Source organism: Spirosoma knui (assembly GCF_054780635.1).
In genome coordinates, this window is sequence record NZ_BAAGVY010000018.1 from 66,916 (window position 1) to 85,334 (window position 18,419).

Consider the following 18,419-nt stretch of genomic DNA (forward strand, 5'->3'; position numbering starts at 1 on the left):
CGTTACTAGTCCGATACGTATCACTGATCATCTCCTGCCAATTGATTCTCTTGTTATGAACACAATTCGATTCCTGGTTGCCTTCTTATTTATTGCTGGTGCGCTAACCAGTTGCAAAAAAGACGAAGGTGCAACGCCCACGACCTCCTCGCAAACAGACCTACTGGTAGCCAACAACTGGCGGACCGTTCGGGTAACCAATCCAGACGGGCAGGAAATTAGCTCCAGTCGGCTGAACTTAACAACGCAGGTGTTGTATCAACTGGTCATGCAGTTCCGCAACGATGGCACCGTTCGCGCACTGGACCCGAATCAGTCGAATAAAGTGATTAACGGGGGGTCCTGGAAACTAGCAGCCGACAACCAATCCATTGATGTCGACGTAACGGGCTTTAAAGGCAACTTCCCCATTGTGCAGCTCAACCGGACTAAACTCATTCTCCGCCAGCGCGCTCCGGTCGATGGCAAAGATGCCGACATCAACCTCGAGTTTGACCCAACGCTATAACCATTGAGTGAATGAGCGAATTAGCGATTGAGTGAGTATCGGATACCTGTATTATTCACGCAATCACTAATTCGCTCATTCACTCATTAAATTATGCTTCGCTTCGAAACTGAGCCAGGCTTTTTTGTTGCCGCCGATGCCTGGGGCGATCCTACTCATAAACCGGTCCTGTTGCTGCACGGTGGTGGGCAGACTCGTCACTCGTGGGGTGATACGGCCCGATTGCTGGCCGAAGCGGGTTGGTATGCCATTGCGCTGGATGCCCGTGGTCATGGCGATAGTGACTGGTCGCCGGAAGGGCATTATGAGCTGGATGATCTGGCAAAAGACGTACGGGCCGTTATTGGTCAGCTTTCTCGGAAACCTGCCCTCGTGGGTGCTTCGATGGGGGGCATGACCGCGCTGATTGCCGAAGGAGAACGGCCTGCGGGTACCCCATCGATCTGTACCGCTATTGTGCTGGTCGACATTGCCCCGCGTGCCGAACAGAAAGGCATTGAGCGCATATTTGCCTTTATGAGTGGTAATCAGCACGGGTTCGCAAGCCTGGACGAAGCGGCCGAAGCGGTAGCCGCTTATCTTCCCCACCGCCCCCGGCCATCGGACCACAGCCGACTGGAGAAAAACCTGCGCTTCCGCAACGGCCGCTACTACTGGCACTGGGACCCGAAGATGCTGACTTTATGGCGACAGCACACCCTGCCCGATAGCAACGGCCGGACGCCCCACCTGCTGTACGAAGAGCGGTTATACAAAGCCGCCCGCGCCCTGACCGTGCCGACGCTTATTGTGCGCGGGGGCATCAGCGACGTAGTGAGCGAAAAAGTGATGACCGAATTTTTGGATGCGGTGCCCCACGTACAGAGCGTCAGCGTTGCCGAGGCAGGCCATATGGTTGCCGGTGACTCAAATCATGCCTTCACAAGGGCAGTTATTCAATTTTTATTGAGTGAATTAGCGATTGAGTGAATACCTTCGATTCAGCGTATGCCTCATTACTTGAGTAATCCAACACTCCGGCAGCTCACTCAATCGCTCATTCACTAATTGAGTATGAAAAATTCCCCCCGTATCCTGACCGCCTGGACTTTTTACGACTGGGCCAATTCGGTGCACTCGCTGGTAATTGTCTCCAGTATCTTTCCCGTCTATTTCTCGGCAACGGCCCTTAACGAAGCCGGTGGGCCGGTGATCAACTTCCTCGGGGTTCCGGTTAAGAACTCGGTCCTGTTTTCCTACACGATTTCGGCAGCTTTTCTGTTTACGGCCTTGCTTTCGCCGTTGTGCAGCGCCATTGCTGACTACAGCGGACGCAAGAAAGCGTTTATGAAAGCCTTCTGCTACACAGGAGCCATCAGTTGCAGCCTGCTGTATTTCTTTACGCAGGAAACGACCACGTTTGCGGTGATCTGCTTCTGGCTCAGCCTGATCGGCTGGAGCGGCAGCATCGTATTTTACAACTCCTACCTGCCCGACATCGCGACCGAAGATCAGGTAGACCGGGTCAGCGCGCGGGGTTTCTCGATGGGCTACATCGGCAGCGTACTACTCATGGTGTTCAACCTGCTGGTCATCCTCAAGCGGGATTGGTTCGGCAATATTTCTGAAGCGATGGCCTCGCGGCTGGCTTTCCTGACCGTTGGACTGTGGTGGATTGGGTTCGCCCAGATTCCGTTCAGCCGCCTGCCCGATGGCACCCGGAAAGCGGCTGCCCCCGGCAATTACCTGCTCAACGGCTTCAAAGAGCTACGTAACGTCTGGGCTCAGATGCAGGAACGCCCGCTGATCAAGCGGTTTCTGGTCTCGTTTTTTGTGTACAACATGGGGGTGCAAACGGTCATGTACGTAGCCACCATCTTCGGCAGTGACGAACTGAAACTGAAAGGTCAGAGCTTAATCATCATCATCTTATTGATTCAACTGGTGGCCATTCCGGGCGCTTTTGGCTTCTCCCGATTATCGGAACGCATCGGCAATACGTATGCGTTGATGGTAGCGGTGGTGATCTGGATTGGGGTCTGTGCATCCGCCTATTTCATCCAAACGGAAGGTCAGTTTTTTGCCTTAGCGGCCGTTGTTGGGCTGGTTATGGGCGGTATTCAATCGCTCTCACGCTCAACTTATTCCAAGCTTATTCCAGCCACGACCGATACGGCCTCGTACTTCAGTTTCTACGACGTAACGGAAAAAACGTCCATTGTGATTGGTACATTGGCCTACGGCTTAATCGAGCAATTGACGGGTAGTATGCGGAACAGCGTTCTGGCCTTACTGGTGTTTTTTGTGATCAGTTTCCTACTGCTGTGGCGCATTCCATCGCAAAAAATCTATTCGGCAGATTTGCAAACGGAAGAGGTTTTGTAGTATGTTTGCAACCACAAAGGAGGTTAGCTCAGTTGGTTCAGAGCGCTGCTTTGACAGAGCAGAGGTCAGCGGTTCGAGCCCGCTACTTCCTACCCAAAGCCCCAAATCGATTCGATTTGGGGCTTTTTCATTTATATAATGGTTGACGCTTAGCCCGCTACGGCAACCGATGCATAACCAGGCAAACGGGCGATGGAATAGACATCTCGTTGCCAGTAGCGGTCAATTCGCCAGTAGCTGCGTCATGCCGAAAAATAGTAATGTTGTCGCTTTCCTGATGCCCAACCCATACGTACTGTCCTTGCCCGTCGACCAGGAAACTTCGGGGTTGATCACCGCCTGTATACTGCAGACTCTGATGAGTTAGCTTACCCTCATCGTTGATGGAAAAAACGGCCAGGGTGTTGTTACCCCGATTCGTTACGTATAGATATCGTCCCGTCGGACCGACATGAATGTCGCCACCCGATCGCTCGCCAGCGTAATCTTCGGGCAGAAAGGTCACATCGTCTGCAACCAGTTCGAACGTATCAGTCTGGACGTTACGTCGGAGAATGGCCACAGTTGAACTCATTTCTTTAACGCTGTAGGCAAATTGATCCTTGGGATGTACCGCGACCAACCTCGGTCCCGAACCAGCCGCGACCGATACGTAGGGCGTTTCGTGAGGAGATAGTTTACCTTGTTCTTTATCGAGGGCATAGATGTGAATCTTATCGGTACCCAAGTCCGATACGTACAAAAACCGGCCGTCAACCGAGCGAATGGCCGAATGCACGTGGGGTGCATCCTGTCGATCTTCGTCAATCCCTTTGCCCGTGTGTTTAAAGAGTTGTGAGACCTCTCCCAACGAGCCATCGCCCAGAATTGGCAGCACCGTCAGGCTACCCCCGCCGTAGTTTGACACGAACGCCAGTCTGCCGCTTTGGTGAACACTGATGTGGCAAGGAGCCTGCCCCTGCGTGAGCTGTTGATTGATAAACGTCAGTTCACCGGATCGCTGATCGATGGCGTAGGCAGTAACCGTTCCCGAATGGTCATCGCCCTGGTCATCTTTTTCATTGACCGCATACAAAAACCGACCCGAAGGGTGAATAGCCAGGAACGAAGGACTGTTCGGATTGTCGACGGTTTGACGGAGGCTAAACGTACCAGTTGAGCGATCAAACGCGAAAACGTAGATGCCTTTGCTGCCTCGAACCGAATACGTACCAACGTATAAAATTTCCGTGGAAGATGGAGTTTGTGCCATACCTGTTGAGTGAAACGGGAAATCAGCGCTTTGTTACGCAACCCAATTCCCGGCGGCAGGTTTGGATAGATGAGCAAAGGAGTCTTGATTCAGACGGCTATTGCTAAGCCCTCCAATAATCGATGGTTGCTGGCAACGTCTTTCACTCCTGACAAACATGAGTCATCCCGAATTTTGAGTGATGGCAAAAGCGACCATCAAGGCGATGGCTAGGCGTAGTCTGTAGATCGGCACCGAAGCCTTTCGGTGCCGATTGCCTGTGCGGGGAACCCATCGCTTCAAGAAGAGCGGGACCCAACCGGGCCACTTACCTAGTAAGGACAAGAGAAAGTCATACACCAAAGCCACTATCCCCAGCAGTTTGAGTCGGTTCTCCCAGAACCATAACCGGGGCGACTCCATGCCTAACTCGGCTTTGCCGACTCGAAAAGCCTGTTCAATCTGCCAGCGATGCATATAACTGTGAACCAGCTCCCAGGCCTGGAACAAATCCCGGATCGGTACCGAAGTCAGCAGATACATTGGCGGTTGGTGATGCTTGCGATCCCGCACCACCAGCAGCCACAATGGCCTTTGTGCATAGTCGGGATGGCTAACGGCCAGCCAGCCCACGCTGACGTGTTTGGTGAGCTTGCGCTCCTTGTCGCGTAAGAGTTTACGGCCCTGGGCCACACAACTGCGGGCCAGCAGATGAGTCTGTTTGGTGCCTTTTTGGGCCTGAGTTAACGGATGATTCTTTTTCCAGCGCACCAAAAAGTCCTGGGCAAAGTGGCTCATCCACTCAATCGTCCAGCTATTGGCATAGCCCCGGTCAAGTACGTGCAAGACCGAAGTCGACAAGCTCGCCTGGAGCTGTCTGAGCAGGCGAAACATGATGTTGCTGCCGATATCTTTGTGCTTGCCCCGGGTGGTCCACCAGCTCATCTGGCACACACTGGGTACTTCGCCCAGGGCCGCCAGCAGTACCCCCGTCCAGTGGAAGCCCGGTACGCAGATGCGGGCCGAGGGCGGCTTATAAAACCCCTTTTTGACCTTGGTGAGTCGCTTGCCCTTACTACTTTCCACTGAGCAAAGCCCTTCCATAAACCAGCTTTCGGGCTTCTCCAGCCGACTATCATCCCACAGTAGCAGGGGTCGTTTGCCCACCTCCCTTAGTTGATCAATGCGTCGTTGGGTGTTAGCCAAGAAAAACTCCTCGAAAAGGGTGGCTTTCCAGTGGGGGCATCGCAAGAGGTTGCTAATGCGCTTAGTGCCTGCCGGAGCGTGGGCATGTCCGGCGATATAACCGCCTAACTCGCTCAGCAGCAAGGCCATCCTGGTGTTACGAAACAACAGAGCACTCTTGAACAGGGCGGCAAAGGTAGCTACCAACCTCTTGTCGATTTGTTGAGCGAGAGGGTCTTGGATGGGCTGGAGATAGAGCTGGATTTTGGCTTGTAGAAAGTCGTTGGCGGTTGACTTTATGGGAGTCGTGGCCTTATTTTGCGAGCATGGCGTTGCCATAAAAAACCTCCTTTCTGGCTTTGGCGTTGTGGTGATGCTCAAAGCTAAGGAAGGAGGCTCTTTTTTGAGTCATTCCCTAAAATTCGGGATGACTCATGTTTGTGGTACGTAGTTACGAATAAACGTTACCGTCTTTTTTTATTGGAGCGGTTGCCAGAAAAACCTGGTTTACCAGCCTTACCAATAGAATCTTTTTTCGGGCTGCCCAACAGCTTTTCCGCCAGGTCGGGGCGGTTCAGCTTGCTCAGCCGGTTGCGAATCCAGTCTTTATACTCGGGTTTGTACCAGAAGAAATAGCGGTTCTGCGCCTGCTTCTCATCGCGGGTTTTCGCCGTTTTAACGGGCTTCAGCGTGTACGGGTGAACACCGGAGTAGTAGATCACTTCGGCTACCGTCATGGGCGTGGGCGTAAAATCCTGCACCTGTTCGAGCTGGAAACCCATGTCCTTCGTCTCAGCCGCCAGATTCGCCATGTCCTGCTCTTCGCAGCCGGGGTGCGACGAAATGAAGTACGGAATTAGCGGTTGTTTCAAGTTGTGCTTGTCCTGAATCCTATCGTACTTCTTCTTGAACAGCTTGAAATACTTGAACGATGGCTTCCGCATGATCCGCAACGTATCGTCGGCGGTATGTTCAGGAGCGACTTTTAACCGACCCGATACGTGGCGCGTGACGAGTTGCTCCATGTACTCATCGTGGTTGCCGTCTTCATTATTCTTGTTGAAATCATCGACCAGCAAATCGTAGCGCACGCCCGAACCGACGAACGCCTTTTTGATGTTCGGATTCGCGTCGACCTTGCGGTACAGCTCCGTCAGAGGCTTGTGCGACGTATCGAGGTTCGAGCAGATGACCGGGTGAATACAGCTTGGACTCTGGCAGCGGGCGCAGATGGATTCATCTTTGCCCTTCATCTTGTACATATTGGCCGATGGGCCGCCAAGGTCCGAAATGTAGCCTTTGAACTCAGGATGCTTCGTAATCTCGTCTACTTCTTTTAGCACCGACTTCTCGCTGCGCGACGCAATGAACTTGCCCTGGTGGGCGGAAATGGTGCAGAAGCTACAGCCGCCGAAACAGCCCCGGTGCATGTTCACCGAGAACTTGATCATTTCGTAGGCCGGAATCGGACCGCGTTTTTTGTACTTGGGATGCGGCAGGCGCGTATACGGCAGATCGAACGACTTGTCGATTTCGGTCTCATCCATCGTTTTGAACGGCGGATTAATCACCAGCACCTGGCTGCCCACCTTTTGCGTGATCCGGTTGGCCTGCCACTTATTTGACTCGACTTCAACAATTTTGAAGTTAGCCGCATACTTGATTTTGTCCTGCAGGCACACTTCGTGGCTGGCTAGTTCAACGGTGTTCCACCCATTATAATCACGTAGATCGCCGGTATACGTATCGTGCATGAACGCCACCTGGTTGATGTTCCGCATTGAGGAGAACGGTACCCCTTTCTGAGCCAGTTTCAGAATCTCGCGCAGGGGTTGCTCACCCATGCCATACACGAGCATATCGGCGCCCGAATCGGCCAGAATGGACGGCATCAGTCTATCCTGCCAATAGTCGTAGTGCGTGACCCGACGTAACGAAGCCTCAATTCCACCGAGCAAAACGGGCACATCGGGGTATAGCTCCTTTAAAATCTTTGTATATACGATGGTAGCGTAATCGGGCCGGAACCCCGCTTCCCCACCGGGGGTGTAAGAGTCGTTGGAGCGCAGGCGTTTGTTGGCCGTGTAATGGTTCACCATCGAATCCATGCAGCCCGCTGTAACGCCAAAGAAGTATTTAGGGCGACCAAACTTTTTGAAGTCGCGCAGGTCGTCTTTCCAATTGGGTTGAGCAATAATCGCCACGCGAAAGCCTTCGCTTTCCATGATACGCCCAATCACAGCGGTTCCGAAGGCTGGGTGGTCTACGTAGGCATCGCCCGACACCAGCACAATATCCACCTCATCCCAGCCCCGTTTTTCAACTTCCTGTTTTGTCAGCGGCAACCAATCTGTAAGGGGTCTTTCAATCATGAGTCTGTGCAATTAGCTATCTGGAAAACGTTGAATTTGGGAAATAATTCACCCAAACGCCAACAAATCGTATACACACCGAAGCCAGCGGCAAAGCTCAAACCTGTGCCAACCGGGTAGTCACTTAGCGGGTAAACGAATGCGGGGTATACGCACGTTCTCGCGCATATACCCCGCAGTTACTTTGTGTTTGGTTATTTCTTGGCTGGTTTTTTGAAGACTGACTCGTCGACAGGCCCGTTGATGGTGATCTTTTCGGTGTTGAACGAGATCGTTCCGGCCTGGGGCGACTCCATTTGCATGGTATTGGCGAACTTTATCCCGTCTTTATCTTTGTAATTCGAGAAAAGTACTTCGCCCGGCTGCCCGTTCACCATCATGCTCACTTTACTCACCATATACGTGGCCGCATCCAGGTACTCGTCCATAGTCTGGCCTTCCTTCGTGGTGATTTTCAGGTGATACGCATCTTTGCCGTCTACTTTTTCCTTGCCGACCAGTTCAACCTTATTCCCTTTTGCTTTGTAGTTGACCAGGGGACCAAACGGATCGAGTTGACTCAGTTGCTGCTTCACCTGATCGGCGGGCATATCTTCGGGCTCTCCCGTACCGCCCATCATGGTCGGGCGAATCATCCAGCCCGACGTACCGTCAACGACCTGCACCATGGAGTTCCCCATAACTGACGATTCGGTACGCATGGCTTTGCCAACAACAACCGTTGACTTGCTCGGAATTTCCATCCCCTGCACCGATAGTGAACGTTCGGTATATACCGATTGAACGCTGCTTAGTTTGTCCATACCGCCCATCGCAGCGACGTGCTTGTCGACGATTTCGTCTACGGTCTGGGCTTGCGCACCGATGGAGAAGCAAACGGCCAGGGCCGCAGACAGAATAAAGTTGGTTTTCATGATTGAATGCGTTTTGGTTGGGTGATACGTTTTGAAAAGGGTAACAAGATACTTCAAATTTAGCAGATCAGCTTACCTATGGACGAGATTGGCCTCCGGCGGGGGAGCCACCACCCTGCGTTTGTCCGCTGCCGTCACTTTTTACGTCGTCGTTATTAACGGACTTAGCCTTACGGCGGGGGGCGTCCATCGTCATCTTGCCAATTTTGAGCGTAAAGGTCAGGCGGACACCACGGTTGTACAGATATACGTCGTTGACCTGGTTGAACAGTGGAGAGTTCAGGACGGTGTGAATATTAAACCGGCTGTTCAGGAAGTTTTCGGCCGCTAAGCCCAGGCTGGCTTTTTTGTTATGAAACTCTTTCTTGACCCCCACGGTATAGAAGCCAAAGCCACCCTGCCGCCCTTGCAGCAGCACCTGAGAGCCCTGCAAAAAGCCAAATGCCTGCGCACCCCAGCCGTTTCTGAACGTAGCGTTCATAAAGGTACCTCCGCTTACGTTGAAGCCGCTGTTCGTCAGGCTAGCTGATACGCCATCTAGGCCCATTGCCTGACCAGTTAAGCTCGAATAGAAAGCGTTCAGGAACAACCCAACGTTAATTTTTGACGTAGCCGCTACGTTCGCGAACAGGTTAGTGCCATAGGCGTGCTGACGGCCAATGTTCTGATACGTTGTTACAACGGCACCGGCCAGCGTATCGGATGGCTGCGTAACCTGGGTGATGGCGTTGTTGGTGATCCGGCCAAAGAATGTCGCATTAATGAACGTCTTACCAATGGTTTTGCTCACGGCCAGTTCCATGTTGTTGGTCAGTTCAGGCCGTAACCGGGGGTTACCAATCGTAATGTTCTGCGGATTGGCCGCGTTGAAGTTCGGGTTTAACTGCTGCAGACCGGGCCGCTGAATCCGGCGGTTGAAACCCAGTTTCAGCGTGGTTCCTTTGATGGTTTTGGAGGCATTGATGCTCGGCACTAACACGCCGTAATCACCCACGCCCAGGTTACCACCTTCCCGCGTGCTGGCGTCGATAAAGGTGTGCTCATACCGCAGTCCGCCTTTGAACGTGTAACGGTTTTTGGTGGTGTAGGTGTACGACGAGTACCCGGCGGCAATATTCTGGTGGTACGTTAACTCACCCAGCGTATTATTGGCTTCGGTGGTAAACTGACCCGATGGACCAGCCAGCAGGTATTTATAATCGCTGTTCACCTCCCGAAAAATGGCTTTCCCGCCAAACTCCAGCAACTGGTTTTTCCGAATCGGCGTCTGATAATCGGTTTGCAGGGTAAATTCCTGGTTGACGTTCTTGTTCAGGTTACGTTGCCGGCCCGTCAGTTCGCCCCCACCCGTTAGCAGGTCAGCGTCGAAGTTATTGGTCAGGTCGTTACGGCTGTACAAGGTCGAAATGCTCCACTCCTGCTGCGGTTTGAACGTATGCAGATAATCGATATTCGCGTCCACCGTTCCCGATAGGTTCTTAGCATCGACGTTCCGGTTTACGGTTGATCCTAACGTTCCGTTGGTGAATAACTGGGTAATCAGGTCCTGCTGATTCTGCATGTTCCGTACGCCATAGCGAACACCCGCGGTCAGGCTCTGATTTTTGGCGAGGTCGTAATCGAAACCCAGATTATACTGCCCGAACAGACCTGAACTGTGTCCATTCCCGGCCTGGCGGGTCAGCGTCGTTACGTCCCCTACCCGACTTGTTTGATCGAGATTGGTTTTGGTAATGGTATTGTACATGGCCCGGCCAAAACCACCCAGCGTGAATCCGGTCTTCCCTTTGCGGTAGTTCCCGTTCAGCGACAGCATCGAGCCCCGGTTCCCCACGCCCGAGTCGACGTTCAGGTTAAGGCCCTGTAAGCTGTTCTTTTTGGTAACGATATTGATAATACCACCCGACCCTTCGGCATCGTACTTCGCCGAGGGCGAGGTAATCACTTCCACTGTTTTGATCTGATCGGCGGGGATTTGCTTCAGCGCATCCGCTACGCTGCTGGCTACGATGGTCGAGGGTTTGTTGTTGATCAGGACCCGAATGTTCTGGCTGCCCCGTAGCGATACGTTCCCATCCAGATCTACCGTCAGCATAGGCACTTTACGCAGAATATCCGTAGCGTCGCCACCTTTAGCCGTAATGTCTTTTTCGGCATTGTACACCAGCCGGTCTACTTTTTCTTCGATCAATGCGCCTTGGCCGACCACCGTCACTTCCTGAAGGGTTTTAACACTGGACGCCAGTTTGACCACGCCCAGATCGAGCGACTGGCCGTTGGTGAGCGTAATATCGGACAGAATTTTATCGCGAAAGCCGACGAAGCTAATGAGCATCCGGTATTGGCCAGCGACCAGCTTGGTGAGGGCGAATTTACCGTTTTCGTCGGCCACCGTACCGTCTATGGTTTTTCCGGTTGCCTTGTTGATGAGCGCAATACTGGCAAACTCAACGGCTTTCGCCTGGGTGGAATCGACAATGGAACCACTGATTTTGGCACTTCCCTTGGGAGTCTGGTCACCAGCCGTGCCGGGCAGTGCCTTGGTGGGAACAGCACCGCCCATAGACGGAAACTGTGCATTGGCCGGTAAACTTTGGGTAACTACGAGTAAAAAAATGACAATAAGTAAGCCGTTAGGTTTCATAAACTTGGGAGTTGACGATGTAAAGGTGTAATGGGAAGGCAAGCCGTGAAACCAAAAAGGGATGAGTGCGGGTTTTAGCCCGACAGATATATGTTTCTGGCTGACGAACGAACGTAGCACAGTACGTACGGTTCGTTTTTAGGGACTAGTCGATACGCTCCGCTTGTGGGAACAGTGCTTCGTATTCACTTTGTGTATAACTTACCCCCGCACCAGCCCATGCCCTCTGGGCAGACTTACTCAGTTGCCGACAAGCATACCGTGAATTATGGAAATAGACCTGCAAACGATACACGAAACTACAATTGCCGTAATTTTATCCAATGATGTGGTGATCAAGGACGCGCAGGACGCCTTAGACCTGCTGGCCAATTGCGCCTATCAGGGAGCCGAGAAAATCATTATTAATCAACAAAACCTTAGCCCCGATTTCTTTGAGTTACAAACCGGACTGGCTGGAGAGATCCTCCAGAAGTTTTCCAATTACCGGATGCAACTGGCGGTTGTCGGGGATTATTCCGAGTACACCAGCAAAAGCCTGCGTGATTTTATCCGGGAGAGCAACAAGATGGGACGAATCAGTTTTGTCGACTCGCTCGATGAGGCTAAAGAAAAATTGCTTGTGTAGACGTCTACTAAACGAATCGACCCATTTTCGAGCAGGTTTAAAAGCCGTTATTGGACCAAAGGCTTTGGTCCAATAACGGGTCCACCTAAAAGCACCAGCCTCGGCAAGGATTAATAGCGTATCTGATACGTTAGCAGCATGACGCCAGTGTCGTACCTTTTAGAGTCAAGCAAAGACAACTGAACCGATTTATCACTGTCAAACAGGGGAAGCCCTTTGCCGAAAACGACGGGATAAAGCTTAATTTTTAGCTCATCAATCAGTTCTTGTTCTAGCAAAAATCCCGCAAACTTGCTGCCGCCACACAGGTAGATGGATGTTCCTTCGCTGGATTTTAACTGCTTAATAAACTCAACCTCATTTTCCCGGACAACCTCAACCTGATCGCCGAACGCAGTCTCAACCTGTATTGTCTTTGAGAAGATATAATGTTTCATGTGCGGATAAGCAGGCTGGCCCGGTTGAAGACCAAATTGATAGCCGTATTCATACGTGGCTTTACCCATGATAACGGTATCGTAATCCAGTAAACTTTGCTGGTATTCGGTCACGTGTTCACCGTCATTGATGAAGCCTTCGGAGGCCGAACCGTCTTCATGACCAATAAAATTGTCCAGTGTAACGCCTACGTGATAAATCAGCTTTCTCATGGTGTTTAAAGCAATTGAAATCAGGTTAAATCTGTTAATGAGGGCCGAGCTGATTATCAGTCTGCTACAACTGCATGTGCAACAATGGATAGGGCTTTCCCAGCCCATCGACGGCTGAGCGGCCGACAATCTTGAACCCCATTTTCTGATAAAATCCAACCGCCTGTTCATTCTGCTCGTTGACATCGACCTGCGTTGCGCCGAGCACCTCAACCGCATACGCCAGTAACTGCTGGCCAATACGTTTCCCGCGCCAGGCCGGATCAATAAACAGCATCTCTATTTTGCCGGTATCTACGCCAATAAAACCAACGGCTTGCTGGTCAGCCGTGCGTTTGCAAAACACAGGCATGGCTGGAAGCGCCTGATCACGCACAATCTGTTTAAACAGCGCAACGTCAGCTTCCGTGATGAAGTGATGCGTGGCCCGAACCGAAGCTTCCCAGACGGCCAGTAAAGCAGGGTAATCGTCAGGATACGCCGGATCGATGCCGTCGAGGAGTGATTCGCTCATAGCAACTAAAAGATAGACCTAGCTTTACATCTTGTAGTGGTTACGAATCATTCGCTCGTACACGCTTGTGGGCAGAATCCGTTTGAGCAACACCGATAGCTTCTCTACTGGTTTACCAACGCGGTAAATCCGCTCCACCCGCGACGAGTTCAGTATTTTGTCGATCAGCGGGCCGAATACGCCGGGGTCCATGCCCTCGCTGACGCTCTGGTCGATGAGTTCGTACGTGCGGTCGAAGGTTTCTTTGTACACACTTCCGGTCGAAAGCGATACGCGCAACCGGTTTTTATTAATATCGGTACGCGTACCGCCCGGCTGGACAGAACAGGCCAGAACGCCAAATGGAGAAAGCTCTAGCCGGAGTGCTTCCGTCAGTCGCTCCACGGCAGCTTTGCTGGCGCTGTAGGCACCCCGATAGGGCAATCCGGCCTCAGCAGCAATCGAACTGATGTTGATTATATACCCAGATTTTTGCTGACGCATATAGGGCAGAACGGCCTGTATGGTTCGGATCACGCCAATTACATTCGTGTCCAGTACGTGCTGGACATCCATCAACGGAAGCTCTTCGATTGGGGCGGCAATACCTAAACCCGCGTTATTGATCAGCACATCGATACGTCCTTCCTGCTCCAGAATTCGCCCGACCGCCTGCTGAACGCTCTCCGCGCTCGTCACATCCATCGCCAGCATCCGAAAACTTTTGTCGGGCAACTGGGTCCGGGACGTACCGTAGACGATGTATCCTCGCTGTACGAGATAGCTAGCGATCGACTCACCTAAGCCAGTCGACGCGCCGGTAATTAAAACAACTTTAGCCATAGAGAGTAGCCGGGCGAGTGCCTGCCCGGTCGTTGACGGCCCAAATGTAGAGTGAGCAAAGCAATTTTTATCGGTTTTTAGCCCGTTTGCTTGTCGGGGCCCTATGACTTCATATTAGTACCGGCTGTATAAGTCGAGGAAGATGGTAGTTGGCAAGTTCATGTAGGGAGTTAATCGGTAGACCTTCGCCTGACTCTGTTTACTTGATTGCTCCTTACAAAATCGGGGTGCTACGTACTTTATAACAGACCCCTTGTCCTCATTACTGCACTTGCCTCTTCATGTTTATGAGAACCAATACAGAGCAAACTAAAAAAACAAAAAAGGGTATAACATAAGAATATACCCTGTCATTTATGTGGCCTGACATTATATACAGCTTGAATTTTCCATAGCCAGCATACAAAGCAACAAGATACAAGACAACAAAAGCGATAAGTGTCTTTGCGGTAATTAACAGGTCTTTAGAAAACGCCTTTACGTATAAATAAAGCCAACACAGCAGAATAAATCCACAAATCAACTGCTTTAACCACGTTTCCATAAACACACCAATCAAAATCCAAAGAAGGATTGGCAGATTCCACTTCCCATCATATTGATGAATAGCCAGAAAGGCTATTGCGCATACAATAAAAAGGGCCCTAAGCTTAACGTTAGGACTTGCATAGCCAACGAGCGTTTTCATACTCATAATCAAATACAGCTTGTAACTACCCATTACAGCGTCCTAGGCGAACACAACGTAACAGGCTCAATACTGCGATGCTGTCGACAAGGTAATCAGGGCTTTGTTGGCTTCCATGATACCCGCAGACTCAGCCGTTACGGCCTCCCACGAGAACGGAAGCCATACATCATCCAGGCTGTTGAAGACCTCCGTAGCCGACGGACAGGCAAACAGCTTATAATCAAATTTTGGGTATTTATGAACCAGATAGCCGGGGTAGTAATACGTCTTCCGATGCAACTGGGCATGCTTCATTTTTTGCAGGATGACGTATTTGCCGAGGCTGTATTTGCGGTAAGCCGGGTCGTAGAAGTTCATGATGCCCGCAATGCTGGTCGAGCCGTTATCGAAGATTCCCCCAGCAATTAAGCGTCCCTCGTCCCGAACTTCAACGATGTAGGTATCAAACACGCTGTGCAGCGCCCCACCCAGCAGGCACGATTCAACCGATTCGGGCGCATCAAACGTAATCGACTGCCGATACAGGCTGTACAGGCGTTCGATCTCGTCGGACAGGATGAACGGCTTTATCGTTACCGTAAATTTATCGTTGATTCGCAGGAGCCGAAGCTGATCTTTACCGTACGTAACGTTACGTATGGCAATGCGGAGCCAATGAGCCGAATAAAATAAGTCGTCGAACATGAGCAGCTGGCACGTAAACAGCCGCTGCTGCATCCGGAAGTAACCCCGGCTTAACCAAAAATCCAGTTCGTGTCCACTCATCATTGCGGTACTCGGCTCGTTCAGGCTACCAATATAAACGGGAATCGGGTATTATGAATCGATGCCGTCAACGATTTTTCAGCGTATTAGTAAACGCATTGATTATCAAGAATAACACAGAAATGAACTACCCTGAAATCGGCAAAGACGCCAGCCGCGTGTCGATCTGCTGCGTAATCCAGGCGAAATCAGCGGGGTTCGCGGCATAGTCCAGCTCGTTCACATCGACAATCAACAGCTCGCCGATCTGGTACGAGGCCACAAATTCTTCGTACAGTCTGTTCAGGCTGCTCAGGTACTCGTCGCTGATCGACTGCTCGAACGACCGGCCGCGTTTGTGAATCTGCTCACGAAGTTTAGGCAACCCCGCCCGGAGGTAGATCATCAGGTCCGGCGGACGAACCAGACTCATCATGTTATCGAACAGATCGCGGTACGTCTGGTAGTCGCGCTCTGCCATGTAGCCGCCCTGGTACAGGTTTCGGGCGAAAATAGCGGCATCTTCGTAGATGGTCCGGTCCTGCACTACAGTTCGGGCCTGTTGAGGTGTAGTCTGATTGGCCTGCTGAATGGCGATGATTTTTTTGATCTGAGCAAACCGGCTGTTGAGGAAATAGATCTGCAGGTTGAACGACCAGCGCGACATATCCTCGTAGAAATCGGCGAGGTACGGGTTGCCTTCAACGGCCTCATACAATACCTCCCAGCCGTAATGATGCGCCAGTTGCTCGGCCAGTGTGGTTTTTCCGGCCCCAATATTTCCTGTTATGGCAATGTGCATAGGGATGAGGGAGGAACGGGAGACGGAACGAACGGGAGCAGGACATTTGTTTTATTCCTCTAATGCCGTTCATCCAACTTCTCCCTCTCCTCCATTATTCCCATAATGAACGAACTTTGGCAAAATGGGTTTAATTTTGTTACTAATTACCCCATTAACATGAAACCGTACCGCGTTCTTCTTTACTACATTTATTCACCCATCGAGAATCCTGAGCAGTATCGCGAAGAGCACCATCTGCTGTGTCTGCAACTGAATCTGCTGGGGCGCATTATTGTAGCCCCGGAGGGACTGAACGGCACTGTATCGGGTCTGACGGCCGACTGCGAAGCGTACATGAACGTACTGCGGGCCGATCCGCGCTTTGCCGGTATCGAGTTCAAAATTGACGAGGCCGACGGGCACACCTTTCAGAAACTACACGTACGGGTGAAGCCCGAGATTGTTCATTCGGACCTGCCGGTTGATCCGCTCAAGCAAACGGGCATTCACCTCGAACCCGATGAGTTCCGCCAGTTGAAAAACGATCCCGACGTCGTGCTGGTCGATATGCGTTCGAACTACGAACATGCCGTTGGCAAGTTCAAAGGCGCCATTACGTTCGATATGGAAAACCTGCGCGAACTACCGGAGCACGTTCACGAGATCGAGCACCTTAAAGACAAAAAAGTCATTACGTACTGCACGGGCGGTATCAAGTGCGAAAAAGCCAGTGCGTATCTGCTCTCGCAGGGATTCCAGAATGTATACCAGCTCCACGGCGGCATCATTAAATACGGCATGGAAGCCGGTGGCGAAGACTTCGACGGTCAGTGCTACGTGTTCGACAACCGCGTAACGGTGCCCGTAAACCACGTTAATCCGGCCGTTATATCAACCTGCTACCGCTGCGGCACCTCAACCACGCGGATGATCAACTGCGCCAGCCCGGCCTGCAACAACCACGTAACGCTTTGTCAGGACTGTGGCGATGCGCACCAGGGCACCTGCACGGACGACTGCAAGAACGACCCGGACCTGCGCCCCTACAATGGCACTGGTTATTATGGAAAACAAACCCCGGACTACACACCCGTTCAGGGCTATAAAAGTCGGATGGGCCAGCGCGTCGAGTTTTCGATCTCCCCCAAAGAAACGATTGTTTAGCGGGACCAGTTGCCTTTGATGGCGTCGAGGTATTTCTGGCCCGAGCCCGTGTTCAGGAGCAGAATATGCTCGTCGGGTTGGAGCCAGCCCTGTTGCAGTAAGGTTTTCGTGGCCGCCCAGATGGCTCCGCCCTCGGGAGCTACGAACATGCCTTCGGAGCGGGCCAGCTCGCTGACGCCCTGCAACATAGCCTCTTCCGATACGGCAATGGCCGTTCCCTTCGATTCGCGCAGGACCTCCAGCATGAGCGGTTCGCCAATAGGCCGGGGTACAGCCAGTCCGTTGGCCAGCGTCGGTCTGCCGACGTACTGTTTACTGTTCGCCTGCTTGCCCTGATACGTATCCACAACGGGCGAACACTGCTCGGCCTGCACGGCCACCATCCGGGGCAGTCGTACATGGGCAGGTAGCCAGCCCAAGGCTTTCAGTTCATGGAACGCCTTCCAGATACCGATCAGGCCCGTGCCGCCACCGGTTGGGTACATGATTACGTCCGGTAATTGCCAGTAGAGCTGTTCGGCAATCTCATAGCCCATCGTCTTCTTGCCTTCCAGCCGATACGGTTCTTTGAGTGTCGATACGTCGAAGTAAGCGCCGTGCTGGTTGATTTCCTGCACCTTAGCTGCGCAGTCGTTTATTAAGCCATCGACCTCAATGAGCCGGGCCCCATAGCCGATGCACTCTTCCTTGAACGCGTCGGGCGTGTGGCGCGGCATAACCACCACCGCTTCTAGGCCAGTCCGCGCGCAGTAAGCGGCCATAGCGACCCCGGCATTTCCCGCCGTTGGAATAATGCAGGCTTGTTCGCCGTTTTCTTTGGCCTTCGATATGGCCATACTTAACCCCCGCGCTTTGAATGAACCCGTAGGGTTGAGGCTTTCGTCTTTTACCGTAAGCTGGCGCAGCCCGTACCGATCGGCAAGTCGATCTAGAGTCAGCAGGGGTGTAAATCCTTCGCCCAGCGTAATCTGGTTTTCGGATTGTAGAACTGGCAAAAGCTCCTCGTAGCGCCATAGTGATTTAGGGCGTGTGGCCAGATCAGCGGGAGTCAGACTATCGGGTTGAAGGTCGTACTGACACAGGAAAGGAGCCTGACAGCAGGTCGAAAGCGTTTGCCGAATGAACGCATCATCAGTTTTGCCGCAATTGGAACAACGCAGGTTTTGCAGGAGCGAAAGTGTAGTGGCGGTATGCATCGTTGCCT

General features: G+C 52.1%; 17 protein-coding genes and 1 tRNA gene. 6 read left to right on the forward strand and 12 right to left on the reverse strand.

The genetic code is table 11. From position 1 onward, the window contains the following. The first annotated feature begins 55 nt into the window (after positions 1 to 55). The 4 genes from ACYVIY_RS26370 (at position 56) to ACYVIY_RS26385 (ending at position 2,964) form a co-directional block, all read left to right on the forward strand. The gene (locus tag ACYVIY_RS26370; RefSeq protein WP_460979562.1) at positions 56 to 508 is read left to right on the forward strand and encodes a hypothetical protein; all 453 of its coding nucleotides are present in this window, start codon (positions 56 to 58) and stop codon (positions 506 to 508) included. A 93-nt stretch (positions 509 to 601) separates the two neighbouring features. Continuing rightward, positions 602 to 1,477 (forward strand): alpha/beta fold hydrolase, encoded by an 876-nt coding sequence (locus ACYVIY_RS26375; RefSeq protein WP_460979563.1) that lies wholly within the window; start codon positions 602 to 604, stop codon positions 1,475 to 1,477. An 84-nt stretch (positions 1,478 to 1,561) separates the two neighbouring features. After that, positions 1,562 to 2,872, forward strand: a complete 1,311-nt coding sequence (locus ACYVIY_RS26380) for an MFS transporter (protein ID WP_460979565.1) — start codon at positions 1,562 to 1,564, stop codon at positions 2,870 to 2,872. A 17-nt stretch (positions 2,873 to 2,889) separates the two neighbouring features. Next, a tRNA-Val gene (locus tag ACYVIY_RS26385) sits at positions 2,890 to 2,964 on the forward strand. 65 nt (positions 2,965 to 3,029) lie between these two features. Here ACYVIY_RS26385 and ACYVIY_RS26390 read toward each other — a convergent pair. The 5 genes from ACYVIY_RS26390 to ACYVIY_RS26410 form a co-directional block, all read right to left on the reverse strand. Beyond that, on the reverse strand, positions 3,030 to 4,124 hold the full coding sequence (locus ACYVIY_RS26390; RefSeq protein ID WP_460979567.1) for a lactonase family protein: 1,095 nt from the start codon (positions 4,122 to 4,124) through the stop codon (positions 3,030 to 3,032). A 162-nt stretch (positions 4,125 to 4,286) separates the two neighbouring features. Next, a complete protein-coding gene (locus ACYVIY_RS26395) occupies positions 4,287 to 5,627 on the reverse strand; it encodes a transposase (protein WP_460979568.1) in 1,341 nt (446 codons plus the stop codon). Between the two features lie 125 nt (positions 5,628 to 5,752). After that, positions 5,753 to 7,660, reverse strand: coding sequence for a YgiQ family radical SAM protein (locus tag ACYVIY_RS26400; RefSeq protein WP_460979569.1), 1,908 nt, complete (start codon positions 7,658 to 7,660; stop codon positions 5,753 to 5,755). Positions 7,661 to 7,854: 194 nt separating this feature from the next. Further along, complete coding sequence (locus tag ACYVIY_RS26405) at positions 7,855 to 8,574, reverse strand: outer membrane lipoprotein-sorting protein (RefSeq protein ID WP_460979570.1); 720 nt, start codon at positions 8,572 to 8,574, stop codon at positions 7,855 to 7,857. 76 nt (positions 8,575 to 8,650) lie between these two features. Next, positions 8,651 to 11,218: a TonB-dependent receptor gene (locus ACYVIY_RS26410; protein ID WP_460979571.1), complete on the reverse strand. Its 2,568-nt coding sequence runs from the start codon at positions 11,216 to 11,218 to the stop codon at positions 8,651 to 8,653. Positions 11,219 to 11,486: 268 nt separating this feature from the next. On the opposite strand from ACYVIY_RS26410, the gene ACYVIY_RS26415 reads away from it, so the two are divergent. Next, the gene (locus ACYVIY_RS26415; RefSeq protein ID WP_460979572.1) at positions 11,487 to 11,846 is read left to right on the forward strand and encodes a DUF4180 domain-containing protein; all 360 of its coding nucleotides are present in this window, start codon (positions 11,487 to 11,489) and stop codon (positions 11,844 to 11,846) included. A gap of 110 nt (positions 11,847 to 11,956) precedes the next feature. Here ACYVIY_RS26415 and ACYVIY_RS26420 read toward each other — a convergent pair whose 3' ends face one another. From ACYVIY_RS26420 to ACYVIY_RS26445, 6 genes are all read right to left on the reverse strand, one after another. Then, positions 11,957 to 12,496 carry a dihydrofolate reductase family protein gene (locus ACYVIY_RS26420; RefSeq protein ID WP_460979573.1) on the reverse strand — a complete coding sequence of 180 codons (540 nt, stop codon included), beginning with the start codon at positions 12,494 to 12,496 and terminating at the stop codon, positions 11,957 to 11,959. Positions 12,497 to 12,560: 64 nt separating this feature from the next. Next, positions 12,561 to 13,010, reverse strand: coding sequence for an acetyltransferase (locus ACYVIY_RS26425; RefSeq protein ID WP_460979574.1), 450 nt, complete (start codon positions 13,008 to 13,010; stop codon positions 12,561 to 12,563). Positions 13,011 to 13,034: 24 nt separating this feature from the next. Next, positions 13,035 to 13,832, reverse strand: coding sequence for an SDR family oxidoreductase (locus ACYVIY_RS26430; RefSeq protein WP_460979576.1), 798 nt, complete (start codon positions 13,830 to 13,832; stop codon positions 13,035 to 13,037). Positions 13,833 to 14,094: 262 nt separating this feature from the next. Next, a complete protein-coding gene (locus tag ACYVIY_RS26435) occupies positions 14,095 to 14,520 on the reverse strand; it encodes a hypothetical protein (protein WP_460979578.1) in 426 nt (141 codons plus the stop codon). Between the two features lie 66 nt (positions 14,521 to 14,586). Continuing rightward, complete coding sequence (locus tag ACYVIY_RS26440; RefSeq protein WP_460979579.1) at positions 14,587 to 15,291, reverse strand: GNAT family N-acetyltransferase; 705 nt, start codon at positions 15,289 to 15,291, stop codon at positions 14,587 to 14,589. A 124-nt stretch (positions 15,292 to 15,415) separates the two neighbouring features. Next, positions 15,416 to 16,069, reverse strand: a complete 654-nt coding sequence (locus ACYVIY_RS26445; RefSeq protein ID WP_460979580.1) for a deoxynucleoside kinase — start codon at positions 16,067 to 16,069, stop codon at positions 15,416 to 15,418. Between the two features lie 159 nt (positions 16,070 to 16,228). On the opposite strand from ACYVIY_RS26445, the gene trhO reads away from it, so the two are divergent. After that, positions 16,229 to 17,215 (forward strand): oxygen-dependent tRNA uridine(34) hydroxylase TrhO, encoded by a 987-nt coding sequence (trhO, locus tag ACYVIY_RS26450; RefSeq protein ID WP_460979581.1) that lies wholly within the window; start codon positions 16,229 to 16,231, stop codon positions 17,213 to 17,215. Here trhO and ACYVIY_RS26455 read toward each other — a convergent pair. Next, positions 17,212 to 18,411: a threonine synthase gene (locus ACYVIY_RS26455; RefSeq protein ID WP_460979582.1), complete on the reverse strand. Its 1,200-nt coding sequence runs from the start codon at positions 18,409 to 18,411 to the stop codon at positions 17,212 to 17,214. The genes trhO and ACYVIY_RS26455 overlap by 4 nt on opposite strands. Positions 18,412 to 18,419: the final 8 nt, after the last annotated feature.

What these genes read in the sequence shown, in the direction of transcription:
- ACYVIY_RS26370 (WP_460979562.1), top strand. Translation starts at nt 56, where the DNA reads ATGAACACAATTCGATTCCTGGTTGCCTTCTTATTTATTGCTGGTGCG.
- ACYVIY_RS26375 (WP_460979563.1), top strand. Translation starts at nt 602, where the DNA reads ATGCTTCGCTTCGAAACTGAGCCAGGCTTTTTTGTTGCCGCCGATGCC.
- ACYVIY_RS26380 (WP_460979565.1), top strand. Translation starts at nt 1,562, where the DNA reads ATGAAAAATTCCCCCCGTATCCTGACCGCCTGGACTTTTTACGACTGG.
- ACYVIY_RS26390 (WP_460979567.1), bottom strand. Translation starts at nt 4,124, where the DNA reads ATGGCACAAACTCCATCTTCCACGGAAATTTTATACGTTGGTACGTAT.
- ACYVIY_RS26395 (WP_460979568.1), bottom strand. Translation starts at nt 5,627, where the DNA reads ATGGCAACGCCATGCTCGCAAAATAAGGCCACGACTCCCATAAAGTCA.
- ACYVIY_RS26400 (WP_460979569.1), bottom strand. Translation starts at nt 7,660, where the DNA reads ATGATTGAAAGACCCCTTACAGATTGGTTGCCGCTGACAAAACAGGAA.
- ACYVIY_RS26405 (WP_460979570.1), bottom strand. Translation starts at nt 8,574, where the DNA reads ATGAAAACCAACTTTATTCTGTCTGCGGCCCTGGCCGTTTGCTTCTCC.
- ACYVIY_RS26410 (WP_460979571.1), bottom strand. Translation starts at nt 11,218, where the DNA reads ATGAAACCTAACGGCTTACTTATTGTCATTTTTTTACTCGTAGTTACC.
- ACYVIY_RS26415 (WP_460979572.1), top strand. Translation starts at nt 11,487, where the DNA reads ATGGAAATAGACCTGCAAACGATACACGAAACTACAATTGCCGTAATT.
- ACYVIY_RS26420 (WP_460979573.1), bottom strand. Translation starts at nt 12,496, where the DNA reads ATGAGAAAGCTGATTTATCACGTAGGCGTTACACTGGACAATTTTATT.
- ACYVIY_RS26425 (WP_460979574.1), bottom strand. Translation starts at nt 13,010, where the DNA reads ATGAGCGAATCACTCCTCGACGGCATCGATCCGGCGTATCCTGACGAT.
- ACYVIY_RS26430 (WP_460979576.1), bottom strand. Translation starts at nt 13,832, where the DNA reads ATGGCTAAAGTTGTTTTAATTACCGGCGCGTCGACTGGCTTAGGTGAG.
- ACYVIY_RS26435 (WP_460979578.1), bottom strand. Translation starts at nt 14,520, where the DNA reads ATGAAAACGCTCGTTGGCTATGCAAGTCCTAACGTTAAGCTTAGGGCC.
- ACYVIY_RS26440 (WP_460979579.1), bottom strand. Translation starts at nt 15,291, where the DNA reads ATGATGAGTGGACACGAACTGGATTTTTGGTTAAGCCGGGGTTACTTC.
- ACYVIY_RS26445 (WP_460979580.1), bottom strand. Translation starts at nt 16,069, where the DNA reads ATGCACATTGCCATAACAGGAAATATTGGGGCCGGAAAAACCACACTG.
- trhO (WP_460979581.1), top strand. Translation starts at nt 16,229, where the DNA reads ATGAAACCGTACCGCGTTCTTCTTTACTACATTTATTCACCCATCGAG.
- ACYVIY_RS26455 (WP_460979582.1), bottom strand. Translation starts at nt 18,411, where the DNA reads ATGCATACCGCCACTACACTTTCGCTCCTGCAAAACCTGCGTTGTTCC.